The following is a 13,077-nucleotide window of genomic DNA, read 5'->3' on the forward strand; positions in this document are numbered from 1 at the left end:
AGAGAACAGCTATTCACGGAAGTTATAAAGACTTGCGTCAATCATCTTAATTGAACCGCCGTATACGGAACCGTACGTACGGTGGTGTGAGAGGACGGGAGTTAATCGCTCCCTCCTACTCGATTGAGGGAGTGGAGAATAGCTAATCCAGAAACGGCTTTTTACAAAATAAGAGCTAAAGGGAAAAATGACTTTTCGAATGAAGAGATAATAGTCAAAATTTAAAGCATAATAGCCAACCAGAGGAAGATAATAGTCAACCCTGTGCACATAATAGCCAAAGGGGAAAAATGACTTTTCGAATGAACGGATACTAGTCAAAATTTAAAGCATAATAGCCACCCAGAGGGAGATAATAGTCAACCCTGTGCACATAATAGCCAAAGAGGAAAAATAACTACTTGAATAAATGGATAATAGTCAAAATCAAAAGCATAATAGCCAACCAGAGGAAGATAATAGTCAACCCTGTGCACATAATAGCCAAAGAGGAAAAATAACTACTTGAATAAATGGATAATAGTCAAAATCAAAAGCATAATAGCCAAACAAAGGAAGATAATAGTCAACCCTGTGCACATAATAGCCAAAGAGGAAAAATAACTACATGAATAAATGGATAATAGTCAAAATTTAAAGCATAATAGCCAACCAGAGGAAGATAATAGTCAACCCTGTGCACATAATAGCCAAAGGGAAAAAATCGCTCCAAAAAGAAGGGATAATAGTCACCACCCTAGCAGCCATCAATAAAATCCACGTCCCAATTCCTTGTAGAAACAGACTTCATCGCACAGAATACTGTAATAATTCCCTTGAAAACCTGCGAAAATTACATAGGACATAAATAAACTTCCAAAACATTTTCGACTTTTAAAAGAAATTGACAACTATGTAAATGCATCGATTATTTGTTTTCTAATGAAATGTTTTTTGTTATACTGATTTGGATAATGTGGAACAATAAAATCCACCTTTAGTCCGTATAGACGATAAAAATTTAATCTTTTCAGAAGTTAGGAGCGAACTACATGAGTAGAGTATATGTATTTGATCATCCACTAATCCAACATAAGTTAACGTATATTCGCGATAAAAACACTGGTACGAAAGAATTTCGTGAACTTGTTGATGAAGTAGCAACATTAATGGCATTCGAAATCACTCGCGATTTGCCATTAGAAGAAATTGAAATCGATACACCGATTACAAGAGCAAAAACAAAAGTACTTGCAGGTAAGAAAATCGCTCTTGTTCCAATTTTGCGTGCGGGAATCGGAATGGTTGACGGAGTATTAAAATTAATTCCTGCAGCCAAAGTTGGTCATATCGGATTATACCGTGATCCTGAAACGTTAAAACCAGTTGAGTACTATGTAAAACTTCCTCAAGATGTAAAAGAACGTGAATTTATCGTAGTAGACCCAATGCTTGCAACTGGTGGTTCTGCTGTAGAAGCGATTAACGCGTTGAAAAAGCGAGGAGCAGTAAACATTAAATTTATGTGTTTAATTGCAGCACCGGAAGGAGTACAAGTATTACAAGAAGCTCATCCGGATGTAGACATCTTCATTGCAGCTTTAGATGAAAAATTGAATGAACATGGCTACATTGTTCCTGGTTTAGGTGACGCGGGTGACCGTCTATTCGGTACGAAATAAATAGAAAATAGATGCGTCCTTCAAAATGAAGGGCGTTTTCTGCAAATTTTGCACAATCAGAAGGGAGTATCATCCGTTGACAAATAAAATTAAAGTAATGACCATCTTCGGTACTAGGCCTGAAGCAATCAAAATGGCACCGGTCGTGTTGGAGCTAAAAAAATATAAAGATGAAATCGAATCAATTGTCACAGTAACGGCACAGCATCGACAAATGCTTGATCAAGTGCTTGAAACTTTCGATATTACACCTGACTACGATTTGAATATCATGAAAGATCGACAAACGTTAATCGATGTGACGGTGAATGCCCTTCAAGGTTTAGATCAAGTCATGAAGGAAGCAAAACCAGACATCGTTTTAGTTCATGGTGATACAACAACAACTTTCGTAGGTAGCCTTGCTGCCTTTTATAACCAAATTGCAATTGGACATGTTGAAGCAGGATTAAGAACTCACAATAAATATTCACCGTATCCAGAAGAAATGAACAGACAACTTACTGGCATCATGGCCGACTTGCATTTTGCACCGACTGAACAATCTAAACAAAACTTGCTAAAAGAAAACAAAAATCCCGACACGATTTTTGTCACAGGCAACACAGCTATTGATGCATTAAAAACAACGGTGAAAGAACACTATACACATCCGATTTTAGATAAAATCGGAAACGATCGCATGATTCTCTTAACAGCACATCGACGTGAAAATTTAGGAGAACCGATGCGTCACATGTTCCGAGCAATCAAACGCTTGCTTCAAGAACATGAAGATGTGCAAGTAGTATATCCAGTTCATTTAAATCCAGCTGTAAGAGAAGTAGCAAATGAAATTTTAGGTGATGATCCGAGAATTCATTTAATCGAACCGCTTGAAGTATTTGACTTCCATAATTTTGCTGCCCGCTCGTATATGATTTTAACGGATTCAGGAGGCGTGCAAGAAGAAGCACCATCATTAGGAAAACCTGTACTAGTATTGCGTGATACAACAGAGCGTCCAGAAGGCATTGAAGCGGGGACATTAAAACTTGCTGGAACAAATGAAGAAACTATCTATCATTTAGCGAAGGAATTGTTAGAAGATCAAAATGCATATGAGAAAATGGCGAAAGCATCCAATCCATATGGTGACGGCTTCGCATCTCGTCGAATTGTTGATGCGCTATTAACATATTTCCATGAGAAGAAACAATAATTTTACATGAAATTAGATTCTATTAAATAAGTAGAAAATATTGTGAAAATTAAATTTTGTAACAATAAAAATCGTCTAAAATAGATTCTCTGTTGGAAATTTGTCAATATTTTGACAAAGTAAGTTCACTGTGAAGTTTTTCACTAAAACTAATTGACATCAAAAAGCCCCTATTGTATGCTTACAAAGTGTATGAATATTAAGGGGATTCTATTACAAAATGATTTTCAAACCCTTGTAATATCAAGTTTCTACTATGCAAACAGTGGAAACAAAGAATGAAATTTTGCAACGTTGGAAGAGTCTGAATACAAGAGTAATAAAAAGGGAAAAATACATAGCGGTAAAAAATTTTGCCCTCAGAGAAAATATGTAAAATTTGTTTCCACTTGACACTAAACTCTTGTATAACTCAATAGGCACGGCGAATAAAAAGGATTCAGGAGATTGAACCAATGTTGGATTTGCACCAAATTTTTATTAAGCAGAAAAAAGCTTTATTTTTTTTGCTTGCCCTATGTATAATAGGATGGTTTTTTACGCCATATCCGACGATTTTCTCGGGAATGGGGATTGGTGCGCTCTTTGGTACTTACAACTTTTGGATTCTTGTTCGAAGAATGGACAAGTTTGACCGTTCCTATCAAGAGGGAAAACGAACAGTGTCTCTTGGTTCAGGTTTACGCTTTGCCTCTGCAGTAGCTGCAGTAGCAATACCGATCGCGTTGCCAAAATACTTCAATGTTGTTAGCTCAGTCATCGGGCTAATGATTCCTTATATTTTCCTCTTTATCGAGGCCTTCATCAGTTTACTCAAAACTAGAAAATAGGTCATTTGAAAGTGAGGTGAGTGCAAGAAATGGAACATGGAGCACCGGAGTATACTCTGCATTTAGGAAATATTCCAATTACATTCAACTTGGCTACAATCTTAACTTTGTTAGTTACAGCGACTATTGTATTTATCATCGCGTTCATCTCAACGAGAAACTTAAAGTTGAAGCCGACGGGAATGCAAAACTTCATGGAATGGGTAATGGACTTTGTAAAAGGGATTATCAAAAGCAACATGGACTGGAAAACAGGTGGTCGATTCCACGTTCTAGGAATCACGCTTATTATGTTTATTGCAGTTGCGAACCTTTTAGGTCTACCATTCTCAGGTATTTATATACATGGAGATTTATGGTGGAAATCACCAACTGCAGATCCTGTAGTAACATTAACGTTAGCATCAATGGTAACAGTACTTGCAACATTCTATGGTATTAAGTTGCATGGTTTAGGACACTATGCTAAAACTTTTGTTCAGCCAAAAGCATTCTTATTACCATTAAAAATAATCGAAGAGTTTGCAAACACGTTAACACTTGGTTTGCGTCTTTACGGTAACATCTATGCAGGTGAGATTCTATTAGGTCTACTTGCTGGACTAGCTAGCTCAACAATATTCGGCTTTATCGGTGCCATTATCCCAACAATGGCATGGTTAGGATTCTCAATCTTTATCGGCTTTATCCAAGCCTTCGTATTTACAATGTTAACAATGGTTTATATTTCACACAAAGTGAGTGAAGACCATTAATTTTATAAAGTCATAGTGTAATATTCACATTATGCATTTCATCTCAAAAAAATAAAAAAATAATTCCAAGGAGGAAATATTAAGATGGGTTTATTAGCAGCAGCAATTGCAATTGGTTTAGCAGCACTAGGTGCAGGTATTGGTAACGGTTTAATCGTATCTCGTACAGTAGAAGGAATTGCACGTCAACCAGAAGCACGTGGCGTTCTTCAAACTACAATGTTCATCGGGGTAGCGTTAGTAGAAGCCTTACCGATCATCGCTGTAGTAGTTGCGTTCATCGTAATGAACCGATAATTGGTTCCGTGTGGCGAAGGATGATTTGTATAAGAAACTTCGCCATTCCTTTTATTTAAAGGTTTAACTGCAACCATTTTTTATAAAAATGACTGTTAGAAACAATTTTAAATCACAAACAATAGATTTGAAAATAAAAGGCTCTCTTCAAATTTTCGATTGGAAATGAACTGAAGTAGGGCAGACTAAATGGAATTTGAAGCTCTTGAAGGGAGTGAAACAATCGTGAATTTTGAATATCTAGTATTAGGTTCAGATGTTGCTGAAGTAGTTAACCTTGGAGATATTCTTGCAACATTAGTAATCTTCCTCGTATTAATGGCATTATTAAAGAAATTTGCATGGGGTCCGTTAATGGGCATCATGAAACAGCGTGAGGAATTAGTTGCAAGTGAAATCGACGCGGCTGAAAATGCTCGCAAAGAAGCTGCAAAAGCTTTAGAAGAGCAAAAAGCATTATTAAAAGAAGCTCGCACAGAAGCACAAAAAATTATTGAAAGCGCGAAAAAGCAAGCTGAAGCACAGCGTGATGAAATCGTTGAAACAGCTCGTCAAGAAGCAAATCGCTTAAAAGAATCTGCTGTTCGTGAAATCGAAACAGAAAAAGAAAAAGCGATCGCTTCATTGCGTGAAGAAGTGGTTTCACTTTCAGTTCTTGCAGCATCTAAAGTGCTTGAAAAAGAAATTTCTGAAGAAGATAACAGTGCATTAATTAAAGAAACGATTGCTAAGGCAGGCGAAGCGAAATGAGTAAATCTACTGTAGCTAATCGCTATGCCGAAGCACTTTTTTCTGTAGCACAAAAACAAAATATCGTCGATGAAGTGAATCAAGAACTTCAAGAAATGACAAAAGTCGTAAGTGCAAATCGTGATTTCATTTCATTATTGACGAATCCAAAGTTTTCTTCTGAACGAAAAAAGGAAATCGTTTCCGAACTTTTCAAGGAAGCGAATTCAATCTTACTAAATACAATCAAATTATTAATTGATAAAAAACGTATCAATGAATTAGTGAATATTGCAGAAGCATTTAAAACATTAGCAGCTGACGCTCAAGGCACTGCGGAAGCTACAGTATACTCAACACGCGAACTAACAGAAGAAGAGAAAAAAGACATTTCTACTTCTTTCGCAAAATTAGTTGGCAAAGAGTCATTGAACATTACGAATGTGATTGAACCATCAGTGATTGGTGGAGTTCGAGTTCAAATTGGAAACATGATTTTCGATAACACTGTAGCGAATAAATTAGATAGTCTCAGACGCACGTTAGTCGTTAATAAATAGAAAAGTGAGAGGTGACATTCATGAGCATCAAGGCTGAAGAAATCAGCGCTCTGTTAAGAAAGCAGATTGAAAACTACCAATCTGAATTAGAAGTAAATGAAGTTGGTACTGTAATCACTGTTGGTGACGGTATCGCACGCGCTCATGGCCTCGACAACTGTATGGCAGGAGAACTTCTTGAGTTCGAAAATGGTGTAATGGGTATGGCACAAAACCTAGAAGAAGGCAACGTCGGTATCGTTATTCTAGGTAACTACCTTGGCATCAAAGAAGGCGATACAGTTCGTCGCACAGGTCGTATCATGGAAGTTCCAGTTGGTGAAGAATTAATCGGTCGTGTAGTAAACCCACTTGGTATGCCAGTGGATGGAAAAGGACCTATCAATACAACAAAAACTCGTCCAATCGAAAGCCCAGCTTTCGGGGTTATGGCTCGTAAATCTGTACACGAACCATTGCAAACAGGTATTAAAGCGATTGACGCATTAGTACCAATCGGCCGTGGTCAACGTGAGTTAATCATTGGTGACCGTCAAACAGGTAAAACATCTATCGCAATCGATACAATCTTAAACCAAGCTGACCAAAACATGATTTGTATTTACGTTGCAATCGGTCAGAAAGAATCTACAGTTCGTACGGTTGTTGAAACGCTTCGTAAAAACGGTGCGTTAGATTATTCAATCGTTATCACAGCATCAGCTTCTCAACCAGCACCATTATTATACTTAGCACCATATGCTGGGGTTTCAATGGCTGAGCACTTCATGTTACAAGGTAAACACGTTTTAATTGTGTACGATGATCTTTCTAAACAAGCAGCAGCTTACCGTGAGCTTTCATTGTTATTACGTCGTCCACCAGGTCGTGAAGCTTACCCAGGTGACGTATTCTACTTACACAGCCGTTTACTAGAACGTGCTGCGAAATTAAGTGACGCAATGGGTGCAGGTTCTATTACAGCTCTTCCATTCGTTGAAACACAAGCTGGGGATATTTCTGCTTACATCCCAACAAACGTAATCTCAATCACAGACGGACAAATTTTCTTACAATCTGACCTATTCCACTCAGGTGTACGTCCAGCGATCAACGCCGGTTTATCCGTATCCCGTGTAGGTGGTGCTGCGCAAATCAAAGCGATGAAAAAAGTTGCTGGTACATTGCGTCTTGACTTAGCTGCGTACCGTGAACTTGAAGCATTCGCTCAATTCGGTTCAGATTTAGATAAAGCGACACTTGCAAAACTTGAACGTGGTAAGCGTACAGTTGAAGTGTTAAAACAAGACTTAAACAAACCAATTAAAGTAGAATATCAAGTTGTAATCATTTACGCTCTAACTCGCGGTTACTTAGATGATATTCCAGTAAAAGATATCCGTCGTTTCGAAAATGAGTTGTACAGCTGGTTAGATGTAAACCACACTCACATTTTAGAACATATTCGTACTACAAAAGATTTACCATCAGACGAAGACTTCAAAGCAGCTCTTACAGAATTCAAAAACCAATTTGCTAAATCAGAAGAATGATTCTTTCAGCTTTGCTGAAAGATCTTCTGCTGATTCGTAGCACGAATGATGACTAAAATGAAAAGGTGGTGAAATACCAGTGGCAAGAAGTTTGCGCGATATTAAAAACCGAATCAACTCAACGCGTAAAACAGGGCATATTACAAAAGCGATGCAAATGGTGTCCGCTTCTAAAAGATCAAAAGCGGAAGAAAATGCAAAAGCTTACGTTCCTTATATGGAAAAAGTGCAAGACGTTGTTGCATCGATTGCTAGCGGCGCATCAGATGTCTCACACCCAATGTTGACAGCTCGCCCTGTTAAGAAGACGGGTTATATCATTATTGGTTCCGACCGTGGATTGGCTGGAGCTTATAATGCGAACGTAATTCGTGAATTATCACGTACGATAGAAGAACGTCATAAATCAAAAGACGAGTATGTCATTTTATCAATAGGGCGTGTACCTACAGATTATTTTAAAAAGCGTGGCTTAAATGTTGTTGATAGCGTTGTCGGCCTTCCTGACCAACCATCATTCTCCCAAATTAAACAAATCGCACGAAAAGCTGTTGGTATGTTCGCTGATGGTACATATGATGAACTTTATATGTACTATAACCACTACGTGAGCGTTATTTCACAAGTAGTGACAGAGAAAAAAGTATTACCAATTACGGATTTAGCGCCTGCAACAGAAGGGCTTCAAGCATCGTATGAATTCGAACCAAATGCGGAAGCAATTCTAGAAGTATTGCTCCCTCAATATGCTGAAAGCTTAATTTATGGTGCTCTACTTGATGCGAAAGCAAGTGAACATGCTGCACGTATGACTGCCATGAAAACAGCGACAGATAATGCGAATGAACTTATTAAAACACTTACACTTGAATACAACCGTGCTCGTCAAGCATCGATTACACAAGAAATTACTGAAATTGTTAGTGGAGCAGAAGCCATCCAATAGGCTAGCTTCTTGTTGCGTATAAATGTACGATAGGAGGGTACACAGGAATGAACAAAGGACATGTTCTTCAGGTAATGGGTCCAGTCGTTGACGTAAAATTCCCGAACGGACAATTACCAAATATCTACGATGCTTTAACAGTTAACATCAATCGTCCTGGTGAAGATACTGTTACTTTGACATTAGAAGTAGCATTACATCTTGGTGACGACTCTGTCCGCACAATTGCCATGGCCTCTACAGACGGTCTTCAACGTGGCGCGGAAGTAACAAATACGAATGCACCAATCTCTGTTCCAGTTGGTGAAGTAACACTAGGACGCGTATTCAACGTTCTTGGTGAACCAATTGACGAAAAAGAAGATATTCCAGGAGAAGCTCGTCGTGATCCAATTCACCGCGAAGCTCCAACATTTGAAGAATTATCTACAAAAGTAGAAATTCTTGAAACAGGTATTAAAGTAGTTGACTTATTAGCTCCTTATATTAAAGGTGGTAAAGTAGGTCTATTCGGTGGTGCCGGAGTAGGTAAAACGGTACTTATCCAAGAATTAATTCACAACATCGCACAAGAACACGGTGGTATCTCTGTATTCGCTGGTGTAGGTGAACGTACTCGTGAAGGTAACGACTTATATCATGAAATGAGCGATTCCGGAGTTATTAGTAAAACTGCCATGGTATTCGGACAAATGAACGAACCACCTGGTGCACGTATGCGCGTTGCCCTAACAGGTTTAACAATGGCAGAATACTTCCGTGATGAACAAGGTCAAGACGTACTTTTATTCATCGACAACATCTTCCGCTTCACGCAAGCAGGTTCGGAAGTATCAGCCCTACTTGGTCGTATGCCATCAGCCGTTGGTTACCAACCAACACTTGCTACAGAAATGGGTAACTTACAAGAACGTATCACATCTACAAATAAAGGTTCTATTACATCTATTCAAGCGATTTATGTACCAGCCGACGACTATACTGACCCGGCTCCAGCTACAACATTCGCTCACTTAGACTCTACAACAAACCTTGAACGTAAATTATCTGAGATGGGTATTTACCCTGCGGTGGACCCACTAGCATCTACTTCTCGTGCGTTATCACCAGAAATCGTTGGTGAAGAACACTATCAAGTAGCTCGTGGTGTACAACAAACATTACAACGTTATCGTGAATTACAAGACATCATCGCAATCTTAGGTATGGATGAATTATCTGAAGAAGATAAGAAAACAGTTGAACGTGCACGTCGCATTCAATTCTTCTTATCACAAAACTTCCACGTTGCTGAGCAATTCACTGGTCAACCAGGTTCATACGTTCCTGTAAAAGACACAGTGCGCAGCTTCAAAGAAATCTTAGAAGGTAAATATGACCATTTACCAGAAGATGCATTCCGATTAGTAGGAAGCATTGAAGACGTAATCGAAAGAGCTAAAGCAATGGGCGTAGAGGTATAATGTTACGGACGGAGGAGGAAAAAAAATGAAGACAGTTCAAGTCAATATTGTCACTCCGGACGGCCCAGTATACGATTCAGAAATCGCAATGGTAATTGCTAAAACAGTTTCTGGGGATATCGGTATTCTTCCAGGTCATATTCCTTTAGTGGCACCGCTTGAAATCAGTGCGGTAAAACTAAAGTTAGCAGACGGTTCACAAAAAGCAGTAGCCGTTAGCGGTGGCTTTATTGAAGTTCGTCCAGATAAAATCTCGATTCTGGCACCTTCAGCTGAAGTTGCTGAGAACATTGATCTTGCTCGCGCTCAAGCAGCAAAGAAAAGAGCAGAAGAACGTTTACAAAGTAAGTCCGATGACATTGATTTTAAACGGGCAGAATTAGCTTTGAAACGTGCGATCAATCGTATCAACGTTTATGAGGGTAGAATTTAATGAATAAGCGGGCAGTTTAACTGTCCGCTTTTAATATGTTATATCCTTCTTTGAAGATACATCATTTTAATTAGACTATCCTGTTTGAGGAGACGTGCATATGAATAATATTTATCAAACTATTGGAATTCAAGCCGCAATTGGATTATTTTCCCATATTCTATTTATTTGTATAGCATTCTATGCATTGCAATCTATTCGATTAGATGTCGTGTTTAAAAAGGGAAAGACTTTTCAAATTCAACTCATGTATATATTGTTAAGCATTGTTTTAGGATACAGTGTATCAAAGTTTGTCCTTGATTTTACAGGTTTATCAAAACAATTACCGTTTATTTTTTCGTAATGTACTTTTATTTTGCACAACAGTTCCCTTCTATTATTTATATGGTTTGTAAGGGCAAATGACAATTTATGACTCCTTTGTCGTTACAATACATATACGTGTTATTTCCTGGGCAATCATGTAGATAATTTTGAGACAAAAATGACATAAAAAGTTGGAAAAGTAAGCAAAATTTAATATTTCGTAAAAATTCACCATCAATCCTTGTTGTGCGTAATATATAATTGTAGATATATGATGAAAAATATCTGAAATTAGTATTTTTAGTCACTTGTAAATATTTGATTTAAGCATTACTATGAATATGGTTTGTTTTTTTATTGATTGATTGTGATAAACATCATTGGAGAATGGATTCGGAGGGACGATTTGTGGATAAAATGATTGTTACAGGAGGCCGAAGATTACAAGGAAAAGTTAAAATAGAAGGGGCAAAAAATGCCGTATTACCAATTTTAACTGCTTCGTTGCTAGCTTCTAAGAATACTAGTGTTATAAAAGACGTCCCGAACTTAGCGGATGTTCATACCATAAATGAAGTATTAAAAAGCTTAAATGCTGAAGTAAAATATGATGTTGAAAATAATGAATTTCATATAAATGCTGAAAAGAAATTGTTAAGCGAAGCTCCCTTTGACTATGTTAGCAAAATGCGCGCCTCAATTTTAGTGATGGGATCTCTTTTAGCTCGAAATGGATATGCTCGTGTTGCAATGCCTGGTGGTTGTGCAATTGGTTCCCGGCCAATTGAATTGCATTTAAAAGGTTTTGAAGCCATGGGAGCAAAAATTTCCTTCGGTCATGGGTATGTGGAAGCAAAAGTGGAAAATCGTTTAAAAGGTGCGAATATTTATTTAGATTTTCCAAGTGTGGGAGCAACAGAAAATATCATGACGGCTGCTGCTTTAGCTAAAGGAACAACAATTATTGAAAATGCAGCAAAAGAACCGGAAATTGTCGATTTAGCAAATTTCATCAACAAAATGGGTGGTCGTGTCACAGGAGCAGGAACTGACACAATCCGCATTGAAGGTGTGGATGAACTGCACGGAACAATTCATCATGTAATTCCAGACCGAATTGAGGCAGGGACTTTTATGGTAGCTGCAGCAATTACTCGTGGTGATATTTTAATAGAAAATGTGATTCCTGAACATTTGACAGCTTTAATTGCAAAAATGAGTGAAATGGGCGTGAAGATTACGGAAGAAGGAAATGGACTTCGAGTATGTGCATCTGAACCGTTAAAAGCAGTTGATGTGAAAACGATGCCATATCCAGGATTCCCTACAGATATGCAAGCCCAAATGATGGCGTTAATGTTAACAGCTCAAGGAACGAGTATCATTACGGAAACGGTTTTTGAAAATCGCTTTATGCATGTTGAAGAGTTTCGTCGCATGAATGCGTCGTTGAAAATTGAAGGCCGTTCAACGTTTGTCGAAGGACCAGTGAAATTGCAAGGTGCAGAGGTTGCAGCAACGGACCTGCGTGCAGCTGCAGCATTGATTTTAGCTGGGTTAGCTTCAGAAGGAGTCACTCGCGTAACAAAACTGCATCATTTGGATCGGGGATATGTCGACTTCGAAAAGAAATTGCGTGCGCTTGGGGCAAATATTGAACGCGTTTCTAGCAATACAATTGAAGAGAAACCAATTGTTACGACGGAAACTACGTTAAATGTGTAAGTGATTTTAAGGGCAATCTATTTTTCTACTGTACAATATGTTATGTGTGTTTAATTTATTCCCATCAATCGTGGAAAGAACGACAAAATCTTGTGGGTGAGGTTTTGTCGTTTTATTTTTGTCTTTCATTTAATAAGCAGAAAGGGTTATTTGCTTCTTGAAAGACAAGATAGAAATTGAATGGAGGAGATATTCGTTAAATTTATGAAAATAATCCTTATATATTGGATAATAGTCAAACAGGGACAGATAATAGCCAAACCCGACAATATAATAGTCAAGTCCTCGAAAATAATAGTCGCACGAAAAAAGTCGCTTCCAGAGACATTAGATAATAGTCAAATTCGGGAAGATAATAGTCAAACCTGACAATATATTAGCCAACTCATAGAAAATAATAGCCATTCGAAAAAAATCGCTTCCTGAAAAATCGGATAATAGTCAAACTTAGGAAGATAATAGTCAAACCTGACAAGATAATAGCCAACTCATAGAAAATAATAGCCATTCGAAAAAAATCGCTTCCTGAGACATCGGATAATAGTCAAATTCGGGAAGATAATAGCCAAACCCGACAAGATAATAGTCAACTCAAAGAAAATAATAGCCATTCGAAAAAAATCGCTTCCTGAGACA

The 13,077-nt window shown here is 37.9% G+C and carries 13 protein-coding genes; all 13 read left to right on the plus strand.

Annotated features, from left to right (window positions below; all coding sequences use genetic code 11):
• The first annotated feature begins 1,031 nt into the window (after positions 1-1,031).
• The 13 genes from upp to murA all read left to right on the plus strand — a co-directional run bounded on the left by upp (position 1,032) and on the right by murA (position 12,441).
• A complete protein-coding gene (upp, locus tag HF990_RS13965) occupies positions 1,032-1,661 on the plus strand; it encodes a uracil phosphoribosyltransferase (RefSeq protein ID WP_016837243.1) in 630 nt (209 codons plus the stop codon).
• 76 nt (positions 1,662-1,737) lie between these two features.
• The gene (gene wecB, locus HF990_RS13970) at positions 1,738-2,862 is read left to right on the plus strand and encodes a non-hydrolyzing UDP-N-acetylglucosamine 2-epimerase (RefSeq protein ID WP_168412837.1); all 1,125 of its coding nucleotides are present in this window, start codon (positions 1,738-1,740) and stop codon (positions 2,860-2,862) included.
• A 455-nt stretch (positions 2,863-3,317) separates the two neighbouring features.
• On the plus strand, positions 3,318-3,692 hold the full coding sequence (locus HF990_RS13975) for an ATP synthase subunit I (RefSeq protein WP_096550333.1): 375 nt from the start codon (positions 3,318-3,320) through the stop codon (positions 3,690-3,692).
• Between the two features lie 29 nt (positions 3,693-3,721).
• Positions 3,722-4,447, plus strand: a complete 726-nt coding sequence (atpB, locus tag HF990_RS13980; protein WP_096550334.1) for a F0F1 ATP synthase subunit A — start codon at positions 3,722-3,724, stop codon at positions 4,445-4,447.
• A gap of 84 nt (positions 4,448-4,531) precedes the next feature.
• Complete coding sequence (atpE, locus tag HF990_RS13985; RefSeq protein WP_016837239.1) at positions 4,532-4,744, plus strand: F0F1 ATP synthase subunit C; 213 nt, start codon at positions 4,532-4,534, stop codon at positions 4,742-4,744.
• Positions 4,745-4,933: 189 nt separating this feature from the next.
• Entirely contained in the window at positions 4,934-5,494 is a 561-nt protein-coding gene (atpF, locus tag HF990_RS13990) for a F0F1 ATP synthase subunit B (RefSeq protein WP_016837238.1), read from the plus strand.
• On the plus strand, positions 5,491-6,033 hold the full coding sequence (locus tag HF990_RS13995; RefSeq protein WP_016837237.1) for a F0F1 ATP synthase subunit delta: 543 nt from the start codon (positions 5,491-5,493) through the stop codon (positions 6,031-6,033). Before atpF ends, HF990_RS13995 begins: the two co-directional genes overlap by 4 nt.
• Before the next feature lie 20 nt (positions 6,034-6,053).
• Entirely contained in the window at positions 6,054-7,565 is a 1,512-nt protein-coding gene (gene atpA, locus HF990_RS14000; RefSeq protein WP_016837236.1) for a F0F1 ATP synthase subunit alpha, read from the plus strand.
• A gap of 79 nt (positions 7,566-7,644) precedes the next feature.
• Positions 7,645-8,511 carry an ATP synthase F1 subunit gamma gene (gene atpG / locus HF990_RS14005; protein WP_016837235.1) on the plus strand — a complete coding sequence of 289 codons (867 nt, stop codon included), beginning with the start codon at positions 7,645-7,647 and terminating at the stop codon, positions 8,509-8,511.
• A 47-nt stretch (positions 8,512-8,558) separates the two neighbouring features.
• The gene (atpD, locus tag HF990_RS14010) at positions 8,559-9,974 is read left to right on the plus strand and encodes a F0F1 ATP synthase subunit beta (protein ID WP_096550335.1); all 1,416 of its coding nucleotides are present in this window, start codon (positions 8,559-8,561) and stop codon (positions 9,972-9,974) included.
• A 25-nt stretch (positions 9,975-9,999) separates the two neighbouring features.
• Positions 10,000-10,407: a F0F1 ATP synthase subunit epsilon gene (locus HF990_RS14015; protein WP_016837233.1), complete on the plus strand. Its 408-nt coding sequence runs from the start codon at positions 10,000-10,002 to the stop codon at positions 10,405-10,407.
• A gap of 100 nt (positions 10,408-10,507) precedes the next feature.
• Positions 10,508-10,753, plus strand: coding sequence for a DUF1146 family protein (locus HF990_RS14020; protein WP_016837232.1), 246 nt, complete (start codon positions 10,508-10,510; stop codon positions 10,751-10,753).
• 371 nt (positions 10,754-11,124) lie between these two features.
• On the plus strand, positions 11,125-12,441 hold the full coding sequence (murA, locus tag HF990_RS14025) for a UDP-N-acetylglucosamine 1-carboxyvinyltransferase (protein ID WP_168412838.1): 1,317 nt from the start codon (positions 11,125-11,127) through the stop codon (positions 12,439-12,441).
• Positions 12,442-13,077: the final 636 nt, after the last annotated feature.

Source organism: Ureibacillus thermosphaericus (genome assembly GCF_012396605.1).
Taxonomy (GTDB): domain Bacteria; phylum Bacillota; class Bacilli; order Bacillales_A; family Planococcaceae; genus Ureibacillus; species Ureibacillus thermosphaericus.